The 26,233-nt window shown below is 60.3% G+C and carries 21 protein-coding genes; 12 read left to right on the forward strand and 9 right to left on the reverse strand.

The window, feature by feature from the left end; all coding sequences use genetic code 11:
- Window positions 1-19: 19 nt before the first annotated feature.
- The 6 genes from ACZ5VE_RS11650 to ACZ5VE_RS11675 all read right to left on the reverse strand — a co-directional run bounded on the left by ACZ5VE_RS11650 (window position 20) and on the right by ACZ5VE_RS11675 (window position 5,584).
- On the reverse strand, window positions 20-1,063 hold the full coding sequence (locus ACZ5VE_RS11650) for a glycosyltransferase family 4 protein (RefSeq protein WP_464455324.1): 1,044 nt from the start codon (window positions 1,061-1,063) through the stop codon (window positions 20-22).
- Complete coding sequence (locus ACZ5VE_RS11655; protein WP_464455325.1) at window positions 1,060-1,980, reverse strand: UDP-2,3-diacylglucosamine diphosphatase; 921 nt, start codon at window positions 1,978-1,980, stop codon at window positions 1,060-1,062. Before ACZ5VE_RS11655 ends, ACZ5VE_RS11650 begins: the two co-directional genes overlap by 4 nt.
- On the reverse strand, window positions 1,977-2,822 hold the full coding sequence (locus ACZ5VE_RS11660; RefSeq protein WP_464455326.1) for a GNAT family N-acetyltransferase: 846 nt from the start codon (window positions 2,820-2,822) through the stop codon (window positions 1,977-1,979). The genes ACZ5VE_RS11655 and ACZ5VE_RS11660 overlap by 4 nt, the downstream gene beginning before the upstream one ends.
- A gap of 128 nt (window positions 2,823-2,950) precedes the next feature.
- Window positions 2,951-3,187, reverse strand: coding sequence for a DUF2789 domain-containing protein (locus tag ACZ5VE_RS11665; RefSeq protein WP_464455327.1), 237 nt, complete (start codon window positions 3,185-3,187; stop codon window positions 2,951-2,953).
- Window positions 3,188-3,198: 11 nt separating this feature from the next.
- Window positions 3,199-4,947: a PHA/PHB synthase family protein gene (locus tag ACZ5VE_RS11670; protein ID WP_464455328.1), complete on the reverse strand. Its 1,749-nt coding sequence runs from the start codon at window positions 4,945-4,947 to the stop codon at window positions 3,199-3,201.
- Between the two features lie 142 nt (window positions 4,948-5,089).
- The gene (locus ACZ5VE_RS11675; RefSeq protein WP_464455329.1) at window positions 5,090-5,584 is read right to left on the reverse strand and encodes an RrF2 family transcriptional regulator; all 495 of its coding nucleotides are present in this window, start codon (window positions 5,582-5,584) and stop codon (window positions 5,090-5,092) included.
- A 121-nt stretch (window positions 5,585-5,705) separates the two neighbouring features.
- Between ACZ5VE_RS11675 and ACZ5VE_RS11680 the strand changes: the two genes are divergently transcribed.
- The 5 genes from ACZ5VE_RS11680 (at window position 5,706) to ACZ5VE_RS11700 (ending at window position 11,354) form a co-directional block, all read left to right on the forward strand.
- Window positions 5,706-6,704 (forward strand): MerR family transcriptional regulator, encoded by a 999-nt coding sequence (locus ACZ5VE_RS11680; RefSeq protein ID WP_464455330.1) that lies wholly within the window; start codon window positions 5,706-5,708, stop codon window positions 6,702-6,704.
- Between the two features lie 131 nt (window positions 6,705-6,835).
- Window positions 6,836-8,398 (forward strand): cryptochrome/deoxyribodipyrimidine photo-lyase family protein, encoded by a 1,563-nt coding sequence (locus ACZ5VE_RS11685; RefSeq protein ID WP_464455331.1) that lies wholly within the window; start codon window positions 6,836-6,838, stop codon window positions 8,396-8,398.
- Between the two features lie 3 nt (window positions 8,399-8,401).
- Entirely contained in the window at window positions 8,402-9,721 is a 1,320-nt protein-coding gene (locus tag ACZ5VE_RS11690) for a DASH family cryptochrome (protein WP_464455332.1), read from the forward strand.
- A gap of 11 nt (window positions 9,722-9,732) precedes the next feature.
- Window positions 9,733-10,371, forward strand: a complete 639-nt coding sequence (locus ACZ5VE_RS11695) for a trimeric intracellular cation channel family protein (protein ID WP_464455333.1) — start codon at window positions 9,733-9,735, stop codon at window positions 10,369-10,371.
- A gap of 20 nt (window positions 10,372-10,391) precedes the next feature.
- The gene (locus tag ACZ5VE_RS11700; RefSeq protein WP_464455334.1) at window positions 10,392-11,354 is read left to right on the forward strand and encodes a DMT family transporter; all 963 of its coding nucleotides are present in this window, start codon (window positions 10,392-10,394) and stop codon (window positions 11,352-11,354) included.
- 87 nt (window positions 11,355-11,441) lie between these two features.
- Here ACZ5VE_RS11700 and ACZ5VE_RS11705 read toward each other — a convergent pair whose 3' ends face one another.
- Window positions 11,442-11,855, reverse strand: coding sequence for a helix-turn-helix domain-containing protein (locus tag ACZ5VE_RS11705; RefSeq protein ID WP_464455335.1), 414 nt, complete (start codon window positions 11,853-11,855; stop codon window positions 11,442-11,444).
- Window positions 11,856-11,974: 119 nt separating this feature from the next.
- Between ACZ5VE_RS11705 and ACZ5VE_RS11710 the strand changes: the two genes are divergently transcribed.
- The 3 genes from ACZ5VE_RS11710 (at window position 11,975) to ACZ5VE_RS11720 (ending at window position 18,015) form a co-directional block, all read left to right on the forward strand.
- On the forward strand, window positions 11,975-14,134 hold the full coding sequence (locus ACZ5VE_RS11710) for a site-specific DNA-methyltransferase (RefSeq protein ID WP_464455336.1): 2,160 nt from the start codon (window positions 11,975-11,977) through the stop codon (window positions 14,132-14,134).
- Window positions 14,131-17,124 (forward strand): DEAD/DEAH box helicase, encoded by a 2,994-nt coding sequence (locus ACZ5VE_RS11715; RefSeq protein WP_464455337.1) that lies wholly within the window; start codon window positions 14,131-14,133, stop codon window positions 17,122-17,124. Before ACZ5VE_RS11710 ends, ACZ5VE_RS11715 begins: the two co-directional genes overlap by 4 nt.
- Before the next feature lie 201 nt (window positions 17,125-17,325).
- A complete protein-coding gene (locus ACZ5VE_RS11720; protein ID WP_464455338.1) occupies window positions 17,326-18,015 on the forward strand; it encodes a hypothetical protein in 690 nt (229 codons plus the stop codon).
- Window positions 18,016-18,320: 305 nt separating this feature from the next.
- On the opposite strand, the gene ACZ5VE_RS11725 is transcribed toward ACZ5VE_RS11720, so the two are convergent.
- Window positions 18,321-20,474, reverse strand: a complete 2,154-nt coding sequence (locus ACZ5VE_RS11725) for a 3-hydroxyacyl-CoA dehydrogenase NAD-binding domain-containing protein (RefSeq protein ID WP_464457494.1) — start codon at window positions 20,472-20,474, stop codon at window positions 18,321-18,323.
- A 21-nt stretch (window positions 20,475-20,495) separates the two neighbouring features.
- The gene (locus ACZ5VE_RS11730) at window positions 20,496-21,701 is read right to left on the reverse strand and encodes an acetyl-CoA C-acetyltransferase (protein ID WP_464455339.1); all 1,206 of its coding nucleotides are present in this window, start codon (window positions 21,699-21,701) and stop codon (window positions 20,496-20,498) included.
- A gap of 119 nt (window positions 21,702-21,820) precedes the next feature.
- Between ACZ5VE_RS11730 and ACZ5VE_RS11735 the strand changes: the two genes are divergently transcribed.
- From ACZ5VE_RS11735 to ACZ5VE_RS11750, 4 genes are all read left to right on the forward strand, one after another.
- A complete protein-coding gene (locus ACZ5VE_RS11735) occupies window positions 21,821-22,984 on the forward strand; it encodes an acyl-CoA dehydrogenase family protein (protein WP_464455340.1) in 1,164 nt (387 codons plus the stop codon).
- A gap of 62 nt (window positions 22,985-23,046) precedes the next feature.
- Window positions 23,047-23,712 (forward strand): TetR/AcrR family transcriptional regulator, encoded by a 666-nt coding sequence (locus ACZ5VE_RS11740; RefSeq protein WP_464455341.1) that lies wholly within the window; start codon window positions 23,047-23,049, stop codon window positions 23,710-23,712.
- A complete protein-coding gene (locus ACZ5VE_RS11745) occupies window positions 23,709-24,602 on the forward strand; it encodes an SDR family oxidoreductase (protein WP_464455342.1) in 894 nt (297 codons plus the stop codon). Before ACZ5VE_RS11740 ends, ACZ5VE_RS11745 begins: the two co-directional genes overlap by 4 nt.
- Window positions 24,599-26,209, forward strand: coding sequence for an acyl-CoA carboxylase subunit beta (locus ACZ5VE_RS11750; protein WP_464455343.1), 1,611 nt, complete (start codon window positions 24,599-24,601; stop codon window positions 26,207-26,209). Before ACZ5VE_RS11745 ends, ACZ5VE_RS11750 begins: the two co-directional genes overlap by 4 nt.
- Window positions 26,210-26,233: the final 24 nt, after the last annotated feature.

The following is a 26,233-nucleotide window of genomic DNA, read 5'->3' on the forward strand; positions in this document are numbered from 1 at the left end:
TTGATGACATCCTCGTGAATCAAAAACCAGCACCAGGGCCTGACACAGGAACCAAATGCGACACGAACAGTTCGACCGTTTTGGGCCACCCAAACGCCTCGGCGCGCTGACGCGGCTCTGAGCGGTCCATCGGAAGACACGCCAATACCGCTGCATTCAAATCTTCGGACAAGGCCCCCCCTGTCGTCTGCCCATCGGCATCGCCCAGCACTTGCAAGGGGCCATCCACCGGAAACGCCGCCACCGGCGTGCCGCAAGCCATGGCTTCGAGCATGACCAAACCAAATGTTTCATGGCGAGAGGGAAACACAAACACGTCGGCTGCCGCATACACCTTGGCCAACTGGTCACGTGGCAACACGCCCATCCAGACCACGTCCGGATACCGGGCCTTGAGCTGCGCCTCCAGCGGCCCGACACCGCAGACAATGCGCGTGCCTTCCAGTTTCAAGTCCAGAAAGGCATCGATGTTCTTTTCGTAAGAAACACGGCCCACAAACAAGGTGTAGGGTCGTGGGTGGCCCTGCAGTTCGGGGATCTCCAGGGGCGAAGTGTGGTGGTCAAACAAATCCAGATCCACACCATGCGTCCAGGGCTTGAGCGACTTGAACCCCCGACTTTTCAGCATGTTCAGCACGCCTTGCGTGGGCACCATCACGCCTGACGACGGACGGTGAAAATGGCGAAACAAGCCGTAACCCAAGAACAAAGGCACACGCAACGCTGCCCTGAGGATTTCAGGAAACTTGGTGTGAAAGGCGGTGGTGAATTTCCAGCCTCTTTTCAGACAATGCTTGCGTGCCGCCCAACCCAAAGGGCCTTCAGTGGCAATGTGCACAGCATCCGGCTGCAAAGCATCCAGCATCGCGGCCAAGGCTTTATAGGGACGCACGGCCAGATCAATGCCCGCATAACCGGGACAGCTGCGGTTCTTGAACAGGCCGGGGTGCATCACCGACACATCCACGCCCCATGGACCCAAGGCTTGCACCAACTCATGCAAGGTGGTGACCACGCCATTGACCTGGGGATGCCAGGCATCGGTGATGAGTGCCAACTTCATGCCGCTGCCCCCACAGCCACAGGCGCACGGTTAAGCACCACCGCCTGGGCACCCCAGTGGATGATCTCCAGGCGTCCATCAGGGTGTTCCACCAAGGCGGTTCGGCTTTCCACCCAATCGCCATCGTTGCAATACAAAGTGCCATTCACTTCGCGAATTTCTGCATGGTGAATGTGTCCGCACACCACACCATCAAAGCCCCGGCGTTTGGCTTCGTGCGCCACGGCCACTTCAAAATCGCTGATGAAGTTGACGGCCTTTTTCACCTTCAGTTTGAGGTAGGCCGACAAGGACCAGTATTCCAGCCCGATGCGTGCCCTGAAACTGTTCAGGTGCCGATTGATCTTGAGTGTCAGCTCATACAGCCAGTCCCCCACATAAGCCAACCACTTGGCACACTGGATCACGCCATCGAAATGGTCACCGTGCACCACCCACAGCTTGAGCCCCTGGGCTGTGGTGTGGGCCGCATCGTGCATCACCTCGACCCCCCCAAATGCGTGCCCCACAAAATGCCTGGCGAATTCGTCGTGGTTGCCCGGAACATAAATCACGCGGCAGCCTTTGCGGGCCCTGCGCAGCAGTTTTTGCACCACGTCGTTGTGGCTTTGTGGCCAAAACCAGCGTCTGCGCAACTGCCAGCCATCCACAATGTCCCCCACCAAATACAAAACATCGCTGGGGTGGTGCCTCAAAAAATCGAGCAAAGCTTCGGCCTGAAACCCCGGTGTTCCGATGTGCAGGTCTGAAATGAAAATCGCCCGCAACCGTTGAGGGTCTGCAGGCGATGTTTCTTCATCCTGGGGTGGGGTTCGCCCCCCAACACCCAGCGGCTCCCCCACCAAAGCCTCGTCCAAGCCCGCGTAAGAGGTCTTGAACAAGGGACTGCTTTGCAGTGGTGCAAGCGCAGACGTCATGGCACACCCATCGAAAAATGCTTGCGATACCGGGCCGGCAAATCGGCTGTGCGCATCATCATGGGCAGGTCGGCCGTGTTGAAGTCAGGATCCCATGCCGGCGCCCCCAAGACCTTGGCACCCAGCCTCAAGTAGCCCTTGATGAGCGCTGGCGGCTCGACCTGCAAACCATGGCCCAGCTCATCCACAGGCAAAGGCAATCGCGGACGAACATGGTATTGAATATTTGCCAAATGTGTCTCGCGCAGCTGATGCCAAATGCTGGCTGCCGCATCGCCTGTGACCACGCCGTTGTGGAGCATGGGAATGCTGGCACAGCCGATCATGGTGTCCAAGCGGTTGCGGTCCATGAACTCAAACAGGGCGCCCCACAAAGCCATGATCACGCCGCCATGGCGGTGATCCGCATGCACACAGCTGCGTCCCAGCTCCACCATGCGCTTGCGCAGATCACGCAGACGGGTCAAATCAAATTCGGTGTCGCTGTAGGTGCTGCCTGCGCGCTTGGCTTGTGCCGGCGTGAGCACCCTGTATGTGCCAATCACCTGCCCACTCAAGGTGTCACGGACCAGCAAATGCTCGCAGTAGTCATCGAACAAATCGATGTCATGACCGGGCAAGGTTTTTGGCAGTCTCGCGCCCATTTCGGTCGCAAAGACGGTGTACCTCAATTGTTGCGCCTCACGAACTTCGTCTTGATGCTTCGCCCAAGCCACTTGAATGGTGCTTTGCACACGTCGAGGCAAGAAATCCACAGTGGGGTTGGCTGGCCCTCGATGAAGTGACCCCCTGGGAAAATACACCGGCGACAACGCGAAAGTGGGATTTGGCAACTCTTTCATGGCAACAACTCCTGGTGATCCATGCAGCCATGGTCCCAAGAGGCAATGACAAGAAAAAGTCTGCTGTGTGAATATTTCGTGTCGGCCGCAGCTTCAACTGCGGCCAACAACGCCCATTCAAATGCGACTCAGACGGCCCGCAGCGCCTCACTCAGCTGGTCGATGCGATGGGCCCAGTCGGCATCTTCCAGCCATTTCTCACGCAACAACGCCGCCTGGGCTGGGGTCCAGAAATCGGCATCGGGCAGTGCAATGTCGCCTGCCAGTGGTGTGTGTTTTTTGACAAACGCCGCAATGCCCACGGCATCACAAGGCAAGCCCAATTGGGCAAACAACTCATGAAATGGATGGTTGGGGTTGTCCATGGGATTGGCCTTCATTTTTGCAACACATACTGACCCGGCGCATCGTCCAACGGCGACAAACCCATGTCGGGTGCGCCCATGGCAGGCAAAGGCCCCAGCTCACCCGAATGGGCTTGCAACCACGCCAGCCAATGCGGCCACCAAGAGCCTTCGTGGTGGATCGCAGCTTGCAGCCAGGCTTCAGGATCAAGATACGGCCCATCGTGCCTGCGGGTCAACACCTGGTAACTTCGCCCCGGCAGACCTGGCGGATTGACGATGCCTACATTGTGGCCACCTGAAGTCAGCAAAAACGTGGTGTCCACATTGGTCAGCAGGTGCAGTTTGTGAACCGAACGCCAAGGTGCCACATGGTCACGTACCGTGCCAATGCCGTAAATCGGGCATTGAATGTCCGTCAAGGCCACCGGCTTGCCATTGACGGGGTAACGCCCGCTGGCCAAATCGTTTTTCAAAAACATGCGGTGCAGGTATTGGGTGTGCATGCGATACGGCAAACGTGTGCCGTCTGCATTCCAGGCCATCAAATCACTCAAAGGCGTTCGCTCTCCCAGCAAGTAATCCTTGAGCAGTCGCGACCAGATGAGGTCGTTCGAGTTCATCCACTGGAACGCACCCGCCATCTGCGCACTGTCCAGATAACCCCGGTCCCACATGATGTCCTCCAGATGGGCCACCTGGCTGTCGTCGATGAAGAGTTCCAACTCGCCGGGCTCGGTGAAATCGGTCTGGGCTGCAATCAGTGTCATGCTGGCCAAGCGGTCATCGGCATCTCTGGCCATGGCTGCTGCGGCAATGGCCAGCAGTGTGCCCCCCAGGCAATAGCCCACAGCATGGACTTTGTGTCTGGGCACCACAGCGCACACCACCTCCAAAGCATCCATGATGCCCATGCGCAAGTAGTCGTCCATGTCGAGGTCTCGGTCATCGGCCGTGGGGTTGGCCCAGGACATGGCAAACACGGTGTGCCCTTGATCGACCAGGTATTTGATCAGCGAGTTGTGCGGCGACAGATCAAGGATGTAGTACTTCAGAATCCATGAGGGCACGATCAACACGGGCTCAGGCCTCACCTGAGCGGTGGTCGGTGTGTACTGAATCAGCTCAATCAGGTGGTTGCGGTAAATGACCTGCCCCGGCGTCACGGCCAGATTGCGCCCCACCTGATAAGCCTCTGCACCGATGGGTGGTGCACCCGATTGCAAGCGCTGAACGTCTTCCTGCCAATTTTGAAAACCCTGCTGCAAATTGGCACCCATGGTTTTCTGTGTGCGCTCCAGCACTTCGGGGTTGGTCAGCACAAAGTTGGCAGGCGACACCATGTCAAGACACTGCCTGGCCGTGAAATTGACCACGGCTTCGTGGTGTGGCGAAACACCGCGCACGCCGGTCGTGGCGTCGTGCCACCATTGTTGTGTCAACAAGAACGACTGACTGATCGCATTGAAAGGCCAGTTCTGCCAACCGGGATGCTTGAAACGGGTGTCGTGCACCATGGGCTCGATGCAGGGCTTGCAATCGTTTCTTTGCGCTTGAGCGGCGTAGTTGAGTCCCTGCTGCACACTTTGCATGGCCAGTTGCAGCAGCTTGAGTTGCTCGGCCGGATTCATGGACAGATGCGTCACCCAATCGTCAAACGCCATGCGCAAGGACGCCGTGGAAACACCTCGGGTCAATGGCGACCACTGGGCATGTGCCCAACGGTCCAGCGTAGGCCCTGGATGGTGGGAATCGGCAAAACGGGTTCGGTGATGAGGCATGTTCACCACGCCATGCTATGCGTCTCGGTGGCTGCCCAACATTGGCCTTTGGGTGTGTTTTTCTACACCTTAAGACCCATACCGAGAGGACACGCCAAGCTGACACGCGGCACGGTGGCAGCCCGGGTCAACACTCAAAAACTCAGAGCATCATGCTCAGCTGGAACACCGAGTTGGGCGCTTTGGGCATGACCGGGGCAGGCATGGGCTTCAGACGGAACTGACCCAACATGGAGGTCACACGGGCGTCGCGCGGCATGTGAGGCACAGCCACATCGTCCAGTGTTTGTTCAGACAAAGCTTCCTGAAGATGCCGCTGAATTTCGGACTCCAAATGCTTCATCGGGTGCGCGTCATCCGGGTACACCTCGTCAAAACGGTGCACCACTTCGAAGTGTTTCACCACGTCCCACAGGCTGATGTCTTCGGGGTTGCCGCGGATTTGATAACCACCACCCGGGCCACGGTGGGCCCTGATCAAACCGGCTTCGCGCAGCTCCTTGAGGATCGACTCTGTGTAAGAGCAAGACAGGCCCAAGCCCGAAGCAATCTCTTCGGTCGTGACAGGCTTCACGGTGGCACGCGAAGTGATGTAAACCGCGATGTCCACGGCTTTGGCTGTTTTCTTCAAGATCATGGCTTGTCCTTATTTGCACGGCAATTGTATTGTTTAACGCCTTAAATTCAACTCAAAACATATTTTATTTCTGAAAAATACTTTTATGCCATAAAATATCTATTCAATACATAAACAGACAATGAACACACCTCACTCGCTCGACTCGGCGCTTTACCGCATCGGTGCGGTCTCCAAGCTCAGCGGCATTCCTGTACCGACCTTGCGCGTTTGGCAAACACGCTATGGCGCTTTTTCACCCGTCACCACACTCGGACAGCACAGGCTGTACAACGAAGACGATGTGCGCAAAGCCGTGTTGTTGAAATCGCTGACCGGCCAAGGCCATGGCATCAGCCAAATTGCGGGCTTGTCCACCACGCAACTGCAGCAATTGCTGCAAACAGGTGCTGGCTTTGCCTCTGTGCAAGCACCGCCAGCCGAGCAGGCAGGCCAGACCACAGGCACCTGGGTGGTGATTGGCCAGGGCTTGGCCCATCGGCTGCAATCGGGCACATTCACCTCAAGCGGCTGGGGGCAGCCACTGCCCATCCAGCAGGTGTGGGCTGATCTGGCAGCGGCCAGTCGTAGCGCGCTTGACCATGCACCCGATCTGTTGCTGGTGTCGGTGAATGGCCTGACCGAGCAGATTGCACAAGAAATTCAAGCCGTCTCACAACAACATGCGGCGCGCAAAACGGTGGTGCTGTACGCATTTGGCCAAACGGGTGCTGTCACCCGATTGCGCCATGCGGGTCATGAGGTGCAACGGGATTCTTTGAACGACAGCGCATTGCTGGACATCCTCCAAAACAACCGCCCACCGCTGGCTGCGCCGTCTTGGGCACCGGACCCTCTCGCCAACCCGATTCCGGCACGCCAATTTTCAGACGAAGTTCTGCAACGCGTGGCCAACATTCCCAGCCAAGTGCTGTGTGAATGCCCCAGGCATGTGGCAGAACTCATTGGCCAACTGGGTCGGTTCGAAGACTACAGCCACGACTGCCTGAACCTCAGCCCCAAAGACGCCGAACTGCACAAACAACTGAACATCGTGGCCGCCACAGCGCGGGCCTTGTTTGAAAAAGCACTGCACATGGTCGCTACGCACGAAGGCATTTCCCTGCAAGAAAGTGCTTGAGCTGATGATCTGCAAAGCCAGCCCATGAAACGCCACGTCGCAGCCACTCTGCAGGGGGTGCTCGGATTTTGGGCCATCGAAGCATCCCGCTATGCCGCAGCGACACCCGGGACGGAACCCGGGGTGGGTGCATGACTTACCGCGTCGTTTGGTTCAAGCGCGACTTGCGTCTGCAAGACCATGCGGCACTGGTGCACGCGGCCCGGCAAGGGCCCGTGCTGTGCCTGTACATCGTCGAGCCCCCACTGTGGGCGCAGCCCGATGCCGCCTTGCAGCACTTTGAATTTGTGCGCGAATCGCTGGCCGAACTGCGCGCCGACTTGCAGGCGCTGGGTGGTGCTTTGCACTTGCGCGTGGGGTCTGCCGTGCAGGTGTTGGCAGCGCTGCACCAACAAGCGCCGTTTGCAGAGCTGGTCTCGCACATGGAAACCGGCAACGCCTTCACTTACGAACGCGACCTGGCGGTGGCCGCGTGGTGCCGCAGCAAAAACCTGAGCTGGACCGAACTGCCCTCTTTTGGTGTGGTGCGCTGCCTGAAAAACCGCAACACCTGGCAAGGCCGCTGGGAGGCGCACATGGCCGCGCCGCAAGCGGTCTTGCCTGCCCTGCGCTTTGTCAGCCCCCCAAGCGAAACGCCACATCTCACCCCAGACATGCTGCAAGCCCCCTCGGGTCTGCACCACAACCCCGCGCAGCGCCAGCTTGGCGGACGCCGCCTGGCGGTGGAGACCTTGCACAGTTTTTTGAACGCACGGGCACGGGGTTATCGCGGCGGCATCTCGTCACCGCTGTCTTCGCCTGACGCGTGTTCGCGCCTGTCGGCTTACCTGGCCTGGGGCTGCATCAGCCTGCGCGAAGTGGTGCAAAGCACCCGAGCGACCTTGGATGCCTTGCCACCCCAAGCCAACCACCACCGTGCAGGCCTCGTCGGTTTCATGAGCCGCTTGTATTGGCATTGCCACTTCATTCAAAAGCTCGAAAGCGAGCCCGAAATCGAGTGGCGCAACATGCACCCGGGCTACGACGGCCTGCGCGAAGACGGCTGGAACGACGCCCACTTTGCCGCCCTGACCTCGGCACGCACCGGTTGGCCCATGGTGGACGCCTGCATGGTCATGCTGCACGAGACCGGCTGGCTCAACTTTCGCATGCGGGCCATGCTGGTGTCGGTGGCCGCCTACCCGCTGTGGCTCGATTGGCGGCCCGTGGGCCAATGGCTGGCCACCCAGTTTCTGGACTACGAACCCGGCATCCACTGGAGCCAGCTGCAAATGCAGTCGGGCACCACGGGCATCAACACCACGCGGGTTTACAACCCGATCAAACAAGCGCAAGACCACGATCCCAAAGGCATCTTTGTGCGCCGCTGGTTGCCCCACATGCGCCGCGTGCCCGACACCTGGTTGTTTGAGCCTTGGCTCATGCCGCCCGAGGTGCAGCGCCACTGCGGCCTGACCGTGGGCAGCGGGCCAGAGGCCGACATTCCGCTGCCCCTGGTGGATCTGGCCGAAGCCACCCGCACCGCCAAAGCGGCGCTGCACGCACGCCGGGCCGACCCGGAAGTGAAGGCCGGCAAAAAAGCCGTCATCGACAAACACGCTTCGCGCAAAACGCTGGCCGCGAATTCACGCAACGCCCGAAAAAAATCAGCAGACACCACCCCACCCAGCACGCAGCTGGGCTTTGACTTTTAAACCATGCGCACCACCCTTTTTTGGTTTCGAAACGACTTGCGCTTGCACGACCAACGCGCATTGAAGCAAGCCATCGAACACGCCGAACAACATGCACAGCGGCTGCTGCTGGTCTATGTGCACGAGCCTGTGCAGGATGCACCCACCGCTTGGGGCTTTCAGCGCATGGGCGCGCACCGCAGGCGCTTTCTGGCCGACACGCTGCAAGACCTGCAAGCCTCGCTGCAGGCTTTGGGCCAACGCTTGGTGTTGCTGCACGGCCCCGTGGCCGATGTGCTGCCCGCTTGCGCACGCCAAGTTGAAGCGGACACCGTGTTTTGCGAAGACATCGCCGCACCTGAAGAGGAAGCACAGGTGCAGGCCCTGATCAACGCGGGGCTCACAGTCAAAACGCTTTGGCAGTCCAGCCTGATCGAACCCGACGCCCTGCCCTTTGCGGCCGAGGACATGCCGCAAGTGTTCACGGTGTTTCGCCAACGCATCGAATCGGCCAGGCTCCAACCCCTGGCACCTCTGCCCGCCCCCACCCAGCTGCCAACGCCGCCCCATGACGACCTGACCACCTTGCCCGGCTGGACCGACAAGCCCTTCGCACTGCTGCAAGCCCACACCGAAGACGACGCTCACGCGCGCTCGAACTTCCCATACACACAAGCCGCCTGCCAGGGCGGTGAAAGCAGCGCCTTGGCGCACCTGCAAAGCTACCTCACCCCGCCTTGGCCCGACCGCTACAAACAAACCCGCAACGCCCTGCAGGGCCAACACACCAGCAGCCACTGGTCGCCCTGGCTGGCCACGGGCGCGGTGTCGGCCCGCCGCATTTGGGCAGACCTGCATGCTTATGAACAACAGCACGGCAGCAACGACGGCACGTATTGGCTGTGGTTTGAATTGCTGTGGCGCGACAACTTCCGAATGCTGCATTTGCAACACGGCCCGCAACTCTATGCGGCGCGGGGTTTGTCTGCCCTGCCGCGACCGTCGCACTTTCCCAAAGACTTTCAACGCTGGTGCAGCGGCCAAACGGGAGAGCCCATCGTGGACGCGGGCATGCGCGAGCTGGCCGCCACCGGCTTCACCTCCAACCGCATGCGACAAATCGTGGCCAGCTTTCTGGTGCACGACCTGGCCTGCGACTGGCGCGCCGGTGCGGCCTGGTTCGAGTCTCAGTTAGTGGACTTTGATGTCTGCAGCAACCAGGGCAACTGGCTGTATGTGAGCGGCCGGGGCACCGACCCACGTGTGGGCCGGCGCTTCAACCCCACCAAACAAACGCAAGACCACGATCCGCAAGGCCGCTATCGCCAGGTCTGGCTGGCCTGATAATCCCCTTCATGTATGGCATTCAATCTTGGGGTGAAACCCTGCGCCTGTTGGTCGAGTTGTCGGCCACCGCCGCTTTTGCGCTGTCGGGCCTGATGGAGGCCGCGCGCAAGCGGCTCGATGCAGTGGGCGTGTGCGTGGTGGCTTTTTTGACCGCATTTGGCGGTGGCACGCTGCGCGACCTGCTGCTCGATCAAAGGCCCTTCTTTTGGGTGCAACACACCGAAATGCTCTGGGGCATGTTGGCCCTGTGCGTGCTGGCCATGTTGTTCATGCGCCAGCGCCATTTTGAAGTCACCGAAAAAGCCATCCTCTGGCCCGATGCGCTGGGCCTGGGTTTGTTCACCGCCACGGGCGTGCACCACGCGTTGCAGGCGCTCATGCCGCCTGTGGTCGCCGTGCTGATGGGTTTGATCACGGGCGTGTTTGGTGGCGTGCTGCGCGACATGGTGTGCAACGAAATACCCACCGCCTTCAAGGACCACCGCCCCTATGCCGTCTGCGCCTTTGCGGGCGGCTGGACTTATGTGGGTTTGTGGTTCACCGACGCCCCCGGCTGGGTGGCTCTGTTGGGCTGTCTGGTGGTCACCGTCGGCTTGCGCGCACTGGCACTTTGGCACAATTGGCAACTGCCAGCCTGGCGCACCTGAACCTGTTTACAACCCCCAACATGCCCAACAACACAAGCGCCTTCTGGGGCGGTATCTTATTTTCTCTGGCCGCCGGCATGATGTGGGGCTTGGTATTCGTCGGCCCGCTGATGCTGCCCGACTACCCCGCCGCGCTGCACACCTTTGGCCGCTATCTGGCCTTCGGTCTCATTGCGCTGCCCCTGGCCTTTGTGGACCGCGCCGACATCCGTCGCTTAAGTCGCGCCGACTGGCTGGCCGCACTCAAGCTGGCCGCCATTGGCAACGTGCTCTATTACCTGTTTCTGGCCAGCGCCATCCAGCGCGCAGGCGGGGCGCTGCCCACCATGATCATCGGCACGCTGCCGGTGGTCATCGCCATCTCTGCCAACCTGCTCAACCACCAGCGCGACGGGCGTTTTCCGTGGCTGAAACTCGCCCCGCCGCTGGTGCTGATCCTGCTGGGCATCGCCTGCGTCAACCATGTGGAGTGGACCGCCCTGGTACAAAACCCGGCGGCCGACACCACGCGCTACATCACGGGCGCCGTGCTGGCCTTAGGCGCCGTGGTGTGCTGGACCTGGTACCCGCTGAAAAACGCCGACTGGCTGCGCGGCCACCCCGACCGCAACCCCCGCGTCTGGGCCACAGCACAAGGCATCGCCACCTTGCCGCTCGCCCTGCTGGGCTATGCCGCCTTCTGGCTGTGGGCCATCGTCACGCACGACCCGATGCCCATGCCGCTGGGCCCACGCCCGCTCGAATTCATCGGCCTCATGATGGCCATTGGCCTGTTCGCCTCCTGGCTGGGCACCCTGTGCTGGAATGCCGCGAGCCAACGGCTGCCCACCGCCCTGGCCGGACAGCTCATCGTGTTCGAAACGCTAGCAGCCCTGGCTTACGCCTTCTGGCTGCGCGGCCAGTGGCCCGAACCGCTCACGCTGGCGGGCATTGCACTGCTGGTGGCGGGGGTGATTGGTGGGGTGCGCGTCAAGGCGGTTTGATTCAAGCCCCATGCCTTGGGCGACCAAGGCACTGCGGACGACCGGCACAAGAACGTGCACACCGAACTTGTCGATCCAAAGAAAGCCTTACTTCTTGGCGGGTGCATCTGGCACCCCATTGGCCTTGGCAAAAGTCAGGATCACTTCGCGAATGATCTTGCGCTGCGCGGCTGGGAGCTGCAAAAAAGCGTCGAAGGTTTCGCGCTCCAGATAGCCCATGCCGTCATCCCAGCGTTTTTGGCGCTGCTCAATGGACTTGCGCACAGCATTGCCAAACCGAAGAACCTCTGGCTCCACGTTAAGCGCTGAGGCCAGCACCAGCAACTTGTCCTGCGCAGGGATGGATTCCCCCTTCAGCCAGCGAGATACCGCCTGGAACGTCACAGAACGGCCCCAGTAATTGGTATTGAACAAATTCAACAAAACCGCCGGGCGCGGCTCCAGACCTGCAGAGCGCATGGCGGCCTGCAAGCGCTCTGAGAATTCAAGCTTTTGATCCATGCAGGAACACTAAATTTCTGTTCCATATCCATTTAACTTTGTGTTGTACTATTGGTTGAATTTTCTATTCAACTTTCGATTGAACAGGCATTCATGAATGTAGTGCCTGTGCAGACAACATGCCCAAATCCCTTCTAGAACAACTCCCCGACATCGTAGCCAATGGCCGCAAGCAAGCTGAAAAAATCCTGGAAGGCATCGAGAGCCGCCACCGTGTGGGGCTTCAAACCCGTGAAGTGGTGCTGCCAGCCCGTGACACCGCAGCGCAAGACTGGATCGCCCAGCAAAACCGGGCCAGCCAACGCGAAGTATTTGCACCGGGGCAAGCCAGCCTGGTCGATGGCCCTCAAGCCACGCTCGGGGCTGCGCAGGAAGCACCTTGGGCCAATCGGCTGATTTATGGCGACAACCTGCTGGCCATGGCGGCCTTGCTGGCGGGGGACGACAACACGCCCAGCCTGCGCGGCAAGGTGGACCTGATCTACATCGACCCACCTTTTGACTCCAAGGCCGACTACCGCACCAAGGTCACGCTGCCGGGGGTGGAGATCGAGCAAAAGCCTACAGTCATTGAGCAGTTCGCCTATTCAGACACCTGGAGCGACGGCACGGCCTCTTACCTTGCGATGATCACGCCGCGCCTGATCTTGATGCGTGAGCTGCTGGCCGATACCGGGTCCATCTACGTGCATCTGGACTGGCATGTGGGGCATTACGTGAAGTTGGTGATGGATGAAGTTTTCGGAAAGCGAAATCTGTTGAACGAAGTGGTTTGGATGAAAACCAAGCCCAAAGGCGGAACACCCACTGGCAGCGTTCACGACACCATGTACTGGTTCGCGAAAAATGCAGATCTTGCGGAGGTGAACTTTGTTTACAGGGATCATTCCCCAGAATATGTCGAAAAAACCTACAAGTACTCAGATGAAGGAGGCCGATACGGGCTTGTTACCTTGGATGCACCAGGGTCAGGACCAACCCGACGTTTTGGCGAAAGGGAAATTGCACCTCCAACAGGTAGACATTGGGCATGGACACAAGATCGCATCAACGAGCAATTCAAGTTAGGCAATGTTGTAGTAGGACCGCAGGGTGCTGTTTATCAAAAGCGCTACTTAGATAAAACAGATGGTCAGGTCGTGGGGAGTCTTTGGATTGACGAGGAGGTACGAATCGGCCTTATGGATTCAAGCAAAGAGGCAGTTGGATACGGCACTCAAAAACCAGAACGCCTCTTACAAAGAGTCATCCAGTCGGCCACCTCACCTAACGCATTGGTCACAGATTTTTTTGCGGGATCAGGCACCACAGCCGCAGTTGCCGAAAAACTAGGCCGCCGCTGGATCACCTCGGACCTTGGCAAGCCAGCCTGCATGATCATGCGCAAACGCCTGATCGACCAAGAAGCCATGCCCTTCCTTTACCAAGCCATTGGCGATTACCAAGTTGAAGCCGCCAAGGCCACGCTGGGCCGCGACTTCCGCATTGGCGATTTATCGCAAATTGTGTTGTCACTCTACGGGGCGCTTCCCTTGCCTGCCGACGTCAATCCCCAGCGCAATTTGGGCCAGATTTCGGCTTACGCCTATGGCAACTCCAAAGGCAGCAAGACCCTGGTGCTGGCCGACTCGCCCAACAAACTCACCGGCATGGCCACGCTCAAAAAGGCCATCGCGCAGCGTGACAACCTCATGGGCGGCTGGGACCGCGTGGTGGTGCTGGGCTGGAACTTTGAGCCCTCGATTGGCGAGACCATCACCGCGCTCAACGACAGCCGCCTCGAAGTACTGGTGATCCCGCCCGACCTGATGGACCGCCTCAAAAAGAAAGGCGGCATCGACAAGTTGCGTGGACAGGTGCGTTTTTCGTCACTGCAATACCTGACCATCGAGCCGATCACGCGCCAAGTTTCTACCGGTGTAGGTGAAGAAGCTCCAACCGAAACATTGACGGTCAAGCTCAAAAACTACGTGTTGCTCTCGCCCGAGGCGATCAACCTGGACGACGCAAACCGCCAAGCCTTGCAGCAAGTGGCCAATAAGGAGCCGCTGGCCCTGATCGAATATTGGGCGGTGGACCCGGACTACGACGGCAAGGTCTTCCGCTCGGTCTGGCAAGACTACCGGGGCAACACCGCCAACGATGCCGATGTGCTGCGCGTGGTCACGCAGGCGCAAGTGACAGTGCCTGCAAAAGCAGAGGCTCGCAAGGTGTGCGTGCGTGTGGTCGATGTATTTGGCTTTGAAGCCGAAGTGGTCGCCGTCGTGGAGGCCGCATGACCACAGCCGCCCACAAGGCCGATGACCAATTGGCCCTGGCCGCAGGTCTGACCGCCAAAACCAACCAACTCTGCCTGGGCCTCGAATCGGGCGCAGCAGACATTTTGGAACTGGTCACACCCACGACCGCCGATTTGCTGGCCTGGTGGTTTGGCGAAGACATGGTGATGGCCCGAGGTGCGAGCGCCGCAGGTGGCGGAGGCTTAAACTTTCATGCCGGCCAAAAGCAGGCAATTTTGAACGCCATCGTGGCGCACGAAGTGCTGGGCGCAGGCCTTGACCGCTGGACGCTGCTGGACTTGTACCGCGCCGCCGCGCCCGATGCGCTGCTGACGGGCACGCGATTGAACGAAGTGTCGGCTGACAAGCATGGCCACCCCAAGTACTGCCTGAAGATGGCCACGGGCACAGGCAAGACCTGGGTGATGCAAGCGCTGATGATCTGGCAGCTGCTCAACAAAACCGCTGCACTGACCGAAGGCATTGACGACCCGCGGTTTACCCGCCAGTTCATGGTGGTGGCGCCGGGCCTGATTGTTTATGAGCGTTTGCTCGATGCGTTTTGCGGCAAGTTGGTCACTGGTGGCAATGGCTCGCGTGACTTTGCCAGCTCGGACATGGCCAAGTTTGCCGACCTGTTCATCCCCGAGGCGCACCGCGAATCGGTGTTTGCCTTTGTGCGCGGCAACGTGTGCAGCAAGAACGACATTGGCCTCAAAGCCACAGGCAACGGCATGATCGCCATCACCAATTGGCACCTGCTGGCCGAAGGTGGCGATGTGACCGAAGACATTGAAGAAGTTGAAACACTGGGCGCACCACTGGACCCGCAAGATGTGGTGGCGCAGGTGCTGCCGCTGACACCCGGGCGCGCCACGGGCAACAGCCTGGACGTGCTGGACCGCCGCTATGCACGCGGCAATGTGCTGGAGTTTTTGGCACAGCTGCCCGAGCTGATGGTGTTCAACGACGAAGCGCACCACATTCACGAATTCAAGCGCGAGGGCGAAACCACCGAAGTGGAATGGCAAAAAAGCCTGAGCCGCATCGCCCAGACCAAGGGCCGCCGCTTTGTGCAGGTGGACTTTTCGGCCACACCTTACAACGCTGTAGGCTCGGGAAAAAACAAGCGCAGGGTGTTCTTTCCGCACATCGTGACCGACTTCGACCTGAAAAGCGCCATGCGCGCCGGGCTGGTCAAGTCGCTGGTGCTGGACCGCCGCAAGGAAATCGGCGCATTGCCACTGGAGTTCAAGGCCGAGCGCGATGAATCGGGCAACCCGGCTCTGAGCGAAGGCCAGCGCGTGATGCTGCGGGCAGGCCTGGCCAAACTGCGCAAGCTCGAAAAAGACTTTGCGGCGATTGACCCGCACCGTCACCCCAAGATGCTGGTGGTCTGCGAAGACACCACCGTGTCGCCGCTGGTGGCCGAGTTTTTGCGCGACCAGGAAGGCCTGAACGAAGACGAGGTGATGACCATCGACTCGGGCAAAAAGGCTGAACTGGGCGAAAAAGACTGGGCGCCTGTGCGCGAGCGACTGTTCAGCGTGGACCACCACGCCACCCCACGTGTGATCGTGAGCGTGCTGATGCTGCGCGAAGGCTTTGACGTGAACAACATCTGCGTCATCGTGCCGCTGCGCTCCAGCCAGGCGCAGATTTTGCTGGAGCAAACCATCGGGCGCGGCCTGCGCCTGATGTGGCGCGACGCGGAATACAACGACATCAAACGCGAAAACCGCGAACTGATCGAGGCCAGCAAAGAACCAGGCAGTTTGCTCGATGTGCTGTCCATCGTGGAACACCCGGCGTTTCAGTCTTTCTATGATGAACTGATCAACGAAGGCCTGGCGGGCACCACAGGCGATGACAACGGTGACGGCAGCTCGGCCACGGGCGACGTGATCGCGGCTGAACTGCGCGAAGACTTTGAAGCCTTTGACTTCGGCATCCCGTTCATCCTGCAAGAAGCCGACGAACTGCGCGACCACAACCAGATCGACGTGACCGCCCTGCCCGCCTTCACGGCCATGACGGCGGACCAGCTCAAGGGCATGCTGGGTAAGGGTGACACCTTTGTCTCGCAAGACCTGCAAAGCGCCACGCTGTTTGGCGACTACCGGGTGGATGGCGCGGTGATGAACGTCAGCGGCTACAACGATTACCTGTCGCGCCTGACGCGGCGCATCAGCCAGGCGCTGAGTGAGCCACTGCCCAAAGGCAACAAGATTGCCACGCACCTGGCCAAGCCCTATCTGCAAGTGAACACCGCCGAGCTGACCGGCTGGATCGACGACTACGTCTGGACGCAACTGTTTGCAGGCACCTTCAACCCGCTGGAAGATGAAAACTGGCGCTTGCTGCTGTTGCAGCCCGTGGTGGATCACATCACCAAGGTGTTTGCCGTCGGCCTGCTTGAATCGGAAGAAAAGCACCCCACAGGCCAAACCGAAGTGCATCTGCGCTATTTGAGCGAAGTGCCCAAGCTCATGGTGCGCGAGAGTGCGTCGCTCGAAGTGTCCAAGTGCGTCTACACCCGGCTGGGCTGGCCCAGCCGCAACGGCGGGCTGGAACGCGCCTTCATCCACTGGGCGCAAGCCGACACACAGGTGCTGGCGTTTTGCAAGATCAGCGAAAACCGCCACACCTTTGCCCGCCTGCGCTACGTGAAAGACGATGGCCTGCCCGCCTTCTATTCACCCGACTTTCTGGTGCGCACCGCTGGCGCGGTGTATCTGGTCGAAACCAAAGGCCAGGAACAAACCATCCACCCCAATGTGCAACGCAAACTCAAAGCCGCGCTGGCTTGGTGTGAACGCATCAACAACCTCACCGAAGACCAACGCGGCGGTCCGCCTTGGCATTACGTGCTGCTGGGTGAGGCTGCGGTGTATGAGTGGCAGGGCAAAGGTGCACGATTGGCGGAGCTGCTTGACTATGCAAGGCTGCGACCATTGGGTGAGGCTTCGTTGCAGCAGCGGTTGATTTGAGGGGTGACTGCAAGTAGGGATTCAGGGCAACGGGTCAAAGGTCAGCTGTGCAGCGGGAGCTGCCGTTCAGTCCTGGGTTGCTATGCTCGGCAACCGGCCATACGCCTTGATCGCCCAAGTTGTTTGCTGAACGCTCGAGGACCGCAGGTGCTTGGTAAAGTCGACTTCTAGCACACGTAACGTGCACGGCAAGGAATCAGGATGGCGAAGAAACCGACAGGGATACTAGGCCCAAACAAGTTGACCGTTGAGACGGACGGAACTGTGAGTCACTCATTCGCGAAGATCGTCTTCCCAAAAGAGAAGGACGCAGTCGAAGTGCTGATGGTCAGCGACTTCATCTCATCGATGAACATGTTGATGTCGCAAAGCGGCATGAAATGGTTCATGTCTGAACCGGTACAGAACTCAGAAAACGACTTCGATTTCACGATCACTTTGCCTAATGGGAACAAGGCATGGCTTGAGCTCATGGAGATCGCCCCGTTAGAACTTTTCGGGGGTTACGACAAAGTGCCCGCCGCATATAAGCCTTACGACCTAGCAAAAATCATAACTGCCATGATCATCAAGAAGGCAGTTCGGTACTCGGGCCGCATTGGAAGTGAGCTCCATCTGCTCACCTACATCACGCACTGGGGCTTCACGCCAAGCGAGAGTTTGATCAACCTTGTGCGCGTCTTCCTGGATCGAGAGAGACATCCCTTCGACGGCGTGTATTTGTACTCGCCGATCGAGCCTGGCACAGGAAGTGGGCGCGTCCTGTCGCCTATCGACGCCAATTTACGCAAGGAATTTGACCCTGAGAATTACAAGCACAACACAGTGATCAACGTCGATCCAACGAAGTTCCAGTTGGTCCAAGGCTCCGGCGGCTGGTCGCTGGGCTGACCATCGCACTTAGCCCGCCGCGGATCGCTGAATTTATCGAGACGGCCGATGGCGGCGGCAAATTGACTAAACGAACGGCCGCTATGGAGTGGAGCCAAATGCCCGCTTGAGTCGGCTGCTGCTGTCTACATGCCCGCCGTGATCGTCCGCTCCCAGCCTAAACCCGACGGAGCACATAACTCTTTGAAAGGCGGACTCTCTTAGCCCGAAGCAGCCTCAACCGCCTTCACCGCCCCCCATCAAAAAACGCCGCCTAGTCACCCAAGCGCTGCGTTTTATTTTGCAAGCCCTATCGGGCCTGCCTCTCAATACACTGGCTGGTGCTGCTTCAAGCTGGCGATCACTTCCGCCGTCAGCGCAAAACCCTGGCCGTATGCCGCGGCCAATTCTGCGCAGCGTTTGGCAAACGCATCCACCCCTTGGCCATAGATGAATTGCAGCGCCCCGCCCGTCCAGGCCGGAAAGCCGATGCCGAAGATCGAGCCGATGTTGCCGTCGTGCACCGAGGTCAGCACGCCTTCTTGCAGGCAGCGTGCAGTCTCCACCGCTTGGCGGTACAGCAGGCGGTCCTTGATGTCTTGCAGGCTGTAGCTGACGTCTGACTTTTCAAAGCGAGTTTTCAGTTCGGGCCACAGCACTTTTTTCTGGCCAGCGGGGTAGTCGTAAAAACCACCGCCTGCGGCGCGGCCGGGGCGTTTGAGTTCTTTGACCATGCGCTCGACCAGCAGCTCGCCAGGGGTGGCGGTGTAGGTCTTGCCTTCCTTGGCGAAGTCATCGCGGGTCTGGTCGAGCACATGTACCGACAAGGACAGTGCGGTTTCGTCCAGCACGGCCAGCGGGCCCACAGGCATGCCCACTTGCATGGCAAGGTTCTCGATCACGGGGGCAGGGATGCCCTCGCCCAGCATGGCCGCGCCTTCCATCACAAAGGTGCCAAAGGTGCGGCTGGTGTAAAAGCCACGCGAATCGTTCACCACGATCGGCAGCTTGCCCAGGGCCTGCACGTAGTCGTACGCACGGGCAATCGTTTCGTCGTCGGTCTGTGCGCCGCGAATGATCTCCACCAGCTTCATCTTGTCCACTGGGCTGAAGAAGTGGATGCCCACGAATTTCTCGGGCTTGGCACTGGCCGTGGCCAAACCGCTGATCGGCAAGGTGGAGGTGTTGCTGGCAAAGAACCCGCCCTCCGCCAGCATGGGCTCAGCCTCTTGCGTGACCTTGGCCTTGAGCTCTCGGTTTTCAAACACGGCTTCGATGATGAGGTCGCAGCCTTTCAGGTCTGCGGCGCTGGCCGTGGGCTGGATCAGCGACAACAAGGCCGCTTGTTTATCCGCCGCCATGCGGCCTTTGTCCACGCGCTTTTGCGTGAGTTTGTGGCTGTAGGCCTTGCCTTTTTCAGCGGCTTCAATGCTCACGTCTTTGAGCACGGTGGCGATGCCCCGGCTCGCTTGCGAATACGCGATGCCCGAGCCCATCATGCCTGCGCCCAGAATGCCCACCTTTTGGGGCTTGTAGCGCGGCGCAGCCTTGGGTCGGCTTTGGCCGCCCTTGATGCTGTTCATGTTGAAGAAGAAGGTGTTGATCATGTTGCGCGCCACCTGGCTGGTCATGAGACCGGCCAGGTAACGGCTTTCGATGCGCATGGCGGTGTCAAAGTCCACCATCGCGCCTTCGACCATGGCGGCCAGCGCCGCTTCGGGCGCGGGGTACAGGCCGCGTGTTTTTTGCTTGAGCACGGCCGGGGCCACGCTCAGCATGCCTGCGATCTTGGGGTTGCTCGGCGTGCCGCCGGGCATTTTGTAGTCCTTGCGGTCCCACAGGTGTTGGGCCGCTTCGGGCTGGCCTTGGCTGGCCGCGATGTGCGCCAGAGCGCGGGGGCGCAGCTGGTCGTCGCTGGCCACGATCTCGTGCACCAGGCCGAGCTTTTGCGCTTCTTCGGGGCCAAAGAGCTTGCTCTCCAGCACATAGGGCTGCGCGGCCAGAAGGCCCAACTGGCGCGTCATTTTGGTGATGCCACCGCCACCAGGAATCAAGCCCAGCGTGACTTCGGGCAGACCAAACTGTGTTTTGGGGTTGGCCGTGGCAATGCGGTAATGACCGATCAAGGCCACCTCCCAGCCGCCGCCCAGCGCCGTGCCGTTAAGGCAGCTGACCACGGGCACGCCCAGGGTCTCGATGGTGCGAAAGCTTTTCTTGATGCCTTCGATCTCGGCGAAGACACGCGGGCCGTCCGAAGCTTGCGAGCGCATCACGCCCTTGAGGTCGGCCCCTGCAAAGAAGGTGGACTTGGCCGAGGCCAGGATGACGCCCTTGATTTGGACTTTGTCTTTGAGCACTTGCTCGGCCGCCTGGGCCAGATCGGCCTGCCATTGCAGGCACATGGTGTTGACCGGCGAGCCTTGCTCGTCAAAGGTGATGGTGGCAATCCCGTCGGCCAGTTCGTAGCGCAGTGTTTTCAAAATCATGTTCTGTCTCTCCGGTCAAACGCGTTCAACAATGGTGGCAATGCCCATGCCGCCGCCCACACACAAAGTGGCCATGCCGTAACGCAGTTTTCGGCGGTGCAGCTCGTCGATCAGGATGCCAATGATCATGGCGCCCGTGGCCCCCAGCGGGTGGCCCATGGCAATCGCGCCACCGTTCACGTTCACTTTGTCGTGCGGCACATGCATCTCCTGCATGAACTTCATCGGCACGGCGGCAAAGGCTTCATTGATCTCGAACAAATCGATCTGGTCAATCGTCAGCCCCGCCTTGGCCAGCGCCTTGCGCGCTGCGGGCATGGGGCCAGTCAGCATGATGGTCGGGTCGGCCCCCGACAAGGCCACCGACACGATGCGTGCACGCGGCGTCAGCCCATGGGTCTTGCCTGCAGCTTCAGACCCGATCAGCACCGCAGCTGCGCCGTCCACGATGCCGGACGAATTGCCCGCGTGGTGCACATGGTGGATGCGCTCGACCTGAGGGTAGCGCTGCAAGGCCACGGCGTCAAAGCCCATGGCACCGAGTTGTTCAAACGAAGCCTTGAGCCCGCCCAGTGTTTCCACCGTGGTGCCCGGTTTGATGAATTCGTCTTGCGCCAGGATGACCTGGCCCAGCTTGTCTTTGACCGGCACCACCGAGCCATTGAAGTAGCCTGCCGCACGCGCAGCCGTGGCGCGTTTTTGCGACTCGACCGCAAAGGCATCGACATCGTGGCGGCTGAAGCCGCTCATGGTGGCGATCAAATCAGCACCAATGCCTTGCGGCACAAACAAAGTGGCGCTGTTGGTTTCGGGGTCTTGCGCCCAGGCACCGCCGTCCGAGCCGATCGGCACGCGGCTCATGCTCTCCAGGCCACCGGCCACGACCAGGTCTTCCCAGCCGCTGCGCACTTTCATGGCGGCGGTGTTGACCGCTTCCAGGCCTGAAGCACAAAAGCGGTTGAGCTGCACGCCCGAGCAGCGCCAGTCCCAGCCTGCGGCCAGCGCCGCCACTTTGGGGATGACCGAGCCTTGCTCGCCAATCGGCGAGACCACGCCCATGACCACATCGTCCACCGCAGCGGTGTCCAAGTTGTTGCGGCTTTGCAGCTCACGCAGCACGCCTGACAGCAAGCTGATGGGTTTGACTTCGTGCAGGCTGCCGTCTTTTTTGCCCTTGCCACGCGGTGTGCGTATGGCGTCATAAACAAATGCTTCGCTCATGCTGTCTCCTGGGGGTCATCAGGGGGTTTGCCCTGTGTTGCGGGGGTTTTCAAACAGTATAGACTTTTACCAAGCAAACGCTTTGTATAAATCAACCCTCCAGTCCTACAGGTGACACCATGATCGAACGCACACTTTTCAACGCCGACCACGAAGCCTTTCGCGACAGCTTTCGCCGCTTCATGGACAAGGAAATCGCCCCCCACCACGAAGCCTGGGAAGAGCAAGGCTATGTGGACCGCGCAGTCTGGAACAAGGCTGGCGAGAACGGCTTTTTGTGCATGACCCTGCCCGAGGCCTATGGCGGTTCGGATGCCGACAAGCTGTATTCGGTGGTGCAGATGGAAGAACTCTCGCGCGCCGGTTTCAGCGGCATTGGCTACGGCCTGCACAGCGAAATCGTGGCACCTTACATCCTGCATTACGGCACCGAAGCCCAAAAGCAAAAGTACCTGCCCAAGCTGGCCAGCGGCGAGATGGTCGGCGCGATCGCCATGAGCGAACCGGCTGCGGGCTCGGACCTGCAGGGCGTGAAAACCACGGCGCTGCTGCAGCCCGATGGGACCTACCTAATCAACGGCAGCAAGACCTTCATCACCAACGGCTGGCACGCCGATCTGGTGATCCTGGTGGCCAAGACCGACCCGGCCGCCGGGGCCAAAGGCACCAGCTTGTTCCTCATCGAGCGCGGCATGCCCGGCTTTGAAAAGGGCAAGCGCTTGAAGAAACTGGGCCTCAAAGCGCAAGACACGTCCGAGCTGTTTTTTGACAACGTCAAGGTCAGCGCCGACCAGCTGTTGGGCGGCACGGCCATGCAGGGCAAGGGCTTCATTTGTCTGATGGAACAGCTGCCCTGGGAGCGCCTGCAAATCGCGATTGGCGGCATTGCGGCGGCGCAAGCGGCCATCGACTGGACGGTGCAGTACGTGAAGGACCGCAAGGTGTTTGGCCAAGCCGTGGGCAACTACCAAAACACCCGCTACACCCTGGCCGAGCTGCAGACCGAGGTGCAGGTGGCCCGCGTGTTTGTGGACAAATGCTGCGAACTGATCGTGGACAACAAACTCGACACGGCTACTGCCAGCATGGCCAAGTACTGGTGCTCGGATTTGCAATGCAAGGTGATGGACGAATGCGTGCAGCTGCACGGTGGCTACGGCTACATGTGGGAATACCCGATCACCCGCGCCTATGCCGACGCCCGCGTGCAACGCATCTACGGCGGCACCAACGAAATCATGAAAGAAGTGATCTCGCGCAGCATGGGTTTGACCGGGCGCTGAATGCCAAGCAGGTCACCACACCCCCTGTGGGAGCGACGCCCTCGTCGCGAAGGTTTTCTGCCATGACCGAATTGGCTGAACCCAAACGCGCACGCGGTCGCCCCAAAAAGGCCGAACACGAACGCGATGACGGCAACCGCCGCCAGGCGCTGATCGCAGCCGCAGCACAGTTGTTCCACCGCAAAGGTTATGACGCCACCAGCACCCGCGAAATCGCAGCGCAGGTCGGCATGCAGCCGGGCTCGCCCTTCTACCACTTTGGCAACAAGCAAGACCTGTTGCTGGCCGTGATGGTCGAGGGAATGAAGCAAGCCGCCGAGCGGCAAAACGCCGCCTTCGCCACGTTGAGCGCACAACAGACCGACCGCGACCGCCTGCGCGTGCTGATCCGCAACCAGTTCGATGTGCTGCTGGGGCCTGACAGCGATTTCATCCCGGTGATGCTGTACGAATGGCGGTCCTTGAGCGCTGAACAACGCCAGACCATCACGCGCATCAAGGACGAATACGAAGCAGCCTGGATACCGGTGCTGCAAGCCCTGCACGACAGCGAGCAACTGCAAGCGCCCGTGGGTTTGGCCAGGCTGATGATCTTTGGCGCTTTGAACTGGTCGGTGCAGTGGTACCAGCCCCCTTCCCGGAAAACCACCAGGACGAAAAACCACCACGCCAGCCTGGACGAGCTGACCGAGGCCGCCCTCGCCCTGTTTTTGAGAGACACACCATGAGCACCCTCACACCTTACCAATCCATTTTTGCCCCCAGCTTGCTCAATGGCCAGGTCATTCTGGTCACCGGCGGCGGCTCAGGCATTGGCCGCTGCACCGCACACGAGCTGGCCAGCCTGGGGGCGCATGTGGTGCTGGTGGGCCGCAACCCCGACAAGCTTACGGCCACCGCACAAGAAATCATCGGCGACGGCGGCCAAGCCAGCTGGCACAGCACCGACATCCGCAACGAAGGGGATGTGAAGGCCATGGTCGCGCAGGTGGTGCAGCAGCGCGGCCGCATCCACGGCCTGGTCAACAACGCGGGTGGGCAATACATCTCACCGCTGGCCAACACCAGTGCCAAAGGCTGGCAGGCGGTCATCGACACCAACCTCACCGGCGGTTTTTTGGTGGCACGCGAGTGCTTCAACCAAAGCATGCAAGCGCACGGCGGTGCGGTGGTCAACATCGTGGCCGACATGTGGGGCTCCATGCCCGGCATGGGCCACAGCGGCGCAGCGCGGGCGGGCATGGTCAGCTTCACCGAAACCGCCGCGCTCGAATGGGCCGCACACGGGGTACGCGTCAACGCCGTGGCGCCCGGCTACATCGCCAGCAGCGGCATGGACCACTACCCACCCGAGGCCGGGCCCATGCTGCGCGAGATGCGCCAGACCGTGCCGCAAGGCCGCTTTGGCACCGAAGCCGAAACCTCGGCGGCGATCGTGTTTTTGCTCACGCCTGCGGCCAGCTTTGTCAGCGGCACGGTGCTGCGCGTGGACGGTGCACGCCCGCAGATGCGCATGGGCTGGCAACAGACGGTGGCCACGCCCGATGTGCAGCAACGCGACGCCGTCAAAGCCTTTGACGGTTTTCACCGCGCCGCCACCCCCAAGGTTTTCCAATGACGTTTGAATCCACCTGGAACCCGCACAGCCCCGTGGCGCAACAGCGGCGTGAAGCGGCACTGGCCCGCCTGGCGCAGTGGCAAGCCTTGCAAGAGCGGGCAGCGCAGGCCTCAGCCCAATCCAAACCCGTGTTCGACAAACGCGGTCAATTGCTGCCGCGTGAGCGTGTGGCCTTGTTGCTCGACCCCGGTGCCCCCTTTCTGCCCCTGTGCGCCTTGGCGGGCTTCATGCAAGACACGCCCGACCCGGCCAAGTCGGTGCCCGGCGGCGGCATGATCGCGGGCATTGGCTTCATCAGTGGCGTGCGCTGCATGGTGGTGGCCAGCGATTCGGGCATCGAGGCCGGGGCCATTCAGGCGCGGGGCCTTGAAAAAATACTGCGCGTACAGGAACTCGCACTCGAAAACAAACTGCCCTTTGTGCACCTGGTCGAGAGCGCCGGAGCCAACCTGATGCAGTACAAGGTCGAGGGCTTTGTGCTGGGGGGCAGCCTGTTCCGCAACCTGGCGCGGCTGTCGGCAGCGGGCTTGCCGGTGCTCACGGTGCAGCACGGCTCGGGGACCGCAGGTGGGGCCTACATGCCGGGCCTGTCTGACACCGTGATCATGGTGCGTGGCAGGTCACGCGCCTTTTTGGCTGGGCCGCCTTTGCTCAAGGCGGCCACGGGCGAAGTGGCCACCGAAGAAGAACTGGGCGGCGCAGAGATGCACACCAGCGTGTCGGGCCTGGGCGAGTACCTGTGCGAAGACGACCGCCACGCGCTGGGCACGGCACGCGATGTGGTGGCGCGCTGGGATTGGGCTGCCTCTGTAAAGGTCCGTCATGCCAAGGCACCACGCCACGATGCCGAAGAACTGCTGGGTCTGATGCCCGCACACCACCGCGAACCCATCGACATGCGCGAAGTCATCTTGCGGCTGGTGGACGATTCGGACTTTCTGGAATTCAAACCACTGTTTGGCGCGGCCACGGTGTGTGCACAGGCCCGCATCGGTGGCCATGCGGTGGGCCTCATCAGCAACAACGGGCCCATCGACGTGGCCGGTGCCAACAAGGCCACCCACTTCATCCAGTGGATGTGCCAGCTGGGCCACCCGATTGTGTATTTGCAAAACACCACCGGCTACATGGTGGGCAAAGACAGCGAGCAAGGCGGCATGATCAAGCACGGCTCCAAGATGATCCAGGCCGTGACCAACGCCACCGTGCCGCAGATCACCATCCAATGCGGTGCATCCTTTGGTGCGGGCAACTATGGCATGTGTGGCCGAGGTTATGCGCCGCGCTTTTTGTTCAGCTGGCCCGGTGCCAAGACGGCGGTGATGGGTGGCGAGCAGGCCGCCCGCACCATGCAGATCGTGGCCGAGGCGGGCATGGCGCGCAAAGGCATTACCCCCGACCCCGACAAGATGCAGGCTCAGTTTGACAAGATCGTCGGCCTGTTTGAGGCGCAAGCCGACGCCTTTTACACCAGTGGTCTGGTGCTCGACGATGGCGTGATCGACCCGCGTGACACCCGGTCTGTTCTGTCGTTTTGTCTGGACACCTGCGCCGAAATTTCAGCCCGCCAGCCCCGCGCCATGACCTTTGGCGTGGCCCGCATGTAAACAACCAAACCCCACGGAGACAAG

It is taken from the genome of Limnohabitans sp. INBF003 (genome assembly GCF_055396645.1).

Coding starts and splice junctions, on each gene's coding strand:
- ACZ5VE_RS11735 (WP_464455340.1), top strand. CDS start 21,821: ATGATCGAACGCACACTTTTCAACGCCGACCACGAAGCCTTTCGCGAC.
- ACZ5VE_RS11750 (WP_464455343.1), top strand. CDS start 24,599: ATGACGTTTGAATCCACCTGGAACCCGCACAGCCCCGTGGCGCAACAG.
- ACZ5VE_RS11715 (WP_464455337.1), top strand. CDS start 14,131: ATGACCACAGCCGCCCACAAGGCCGATGACCAATTGGCCCTGGCCGCA.
- ACZ5VE_RS11675 (WP_464455329.1), bottom strand. CDS start 5,584: ATGATCTTGAAGAAAACAGCCAAAGCCGTGGACATCGCGGTTTACATC.
- ACZ5VE_RS11655 (WP_464455325.1), bottom strand. CDS start 1,980: ATGACGTCTGCGCTTGCACCACTGCAAAGCAGTCCCTTGTTCAAGACC.
- ACZ5VE_RS11660 (WP_464455326.1), bottom strand. CDS start 2,822: ATGAAAGAGTTGCCAAATCCCACTTTCGCGTTGTCGCCGGTGTATTTT.
- ACZ5VE_RS11685 (WP_464455331.1), top strand. CDS start 6,836: ATGACTTACCGCGTCGTTTGGTTCAAGCGCGACTTGCGTCTGCAAGAC.
- ACZ5VE_RS11665 (WP_464455327.1), bottom strand. CDS start 3,187: ATGGACAACCCCAACCATCCATTTCATGAGTTGTTTGCCCAATTGGGC.
- ACZ5VE_RS11730 (WP_464455339.1), bottom strand. CDS start 21,701: ATGAGCGAAGCATTTGTTTATGACGCCATACGCACACCGCGTGGCAAG.
- ACZ5VE_RS11740 (WP_464455341.1), top strand. CDS start 23,047: ATGACCGAATTGGCTGAACCCAAACGCGCACGCGGTCGCCCCAAAAAG.
- ACZ5VE_RS11680 (WP_464455330.1), top strand. CDS start 5,706: ATGAACACACCTCACTCGCTCGACTCGGCGCTTTACCGCATCGGTGCG.
- ACZ5VE_RS11705 (WP_464455335.1), bottom strand. CDS start 11,855: ATGGATCAAAAGCTTGAATTCTCAGAGCGCTTGCAGGCCGCCATGCGC.
- ACZ5VE_RS11690 (WP_464455332.1), top strand. CDS start 8,402: ATGCGCACCACCCTTTTTTGGTTTCGAAACGACTTGCGCTTGCACGAC.
- ACZ5VE_RS11700 (WP_464455334.1), top strand. CDS start 10,392: ATGCCCAACAACACAAGCGCCTTCTGGGGCGGTATCTTATTTTCTCTG.
- ACZ5VE_RS11695 (WP_464455333.1), top strand. CDS start 9,733: ATGTATGGCATTCAATCTTGGGGTGAAACCCTGCGCCTGTTGGTCGAG.
- ACZ5VE_RS11720 (WP_464455338.1), top strand. CDS start 17,326: ATGGCGAAGAAACCGACAGGGATACTAGGCCCAAACAAGTTGACCGTT.
- ACZ5VE_RS11650 (WP_464455324.1), bottom strand. CDS start 1,063: ATGAAGTTGGCACTCATCACCGATGCCTGGCATCCCCAGGTCAATGGC.
- ACZ5VE_RS11745 (WP_464455342.1), top strand. CDS start 23,709: ATGAGCACCCTCACACCTTACCAATCCATTTTTGCCCCCAGCTTGCTC.
- ACZ5VE_RS11670 (WP_464455328.1), bottom strand. CDS start 4,947: ATGCCTCATCACCGAACCCGTTTTGCCGATTCCCACCATCCAGGGCCT.
- ACZ5VE_RS11710 (WP_464455336.1), top strand. CDS start 11,975: ATGCCCAAATCCCTTCTAGAACAACTCCCCGACATCGTAGCCAATGGC.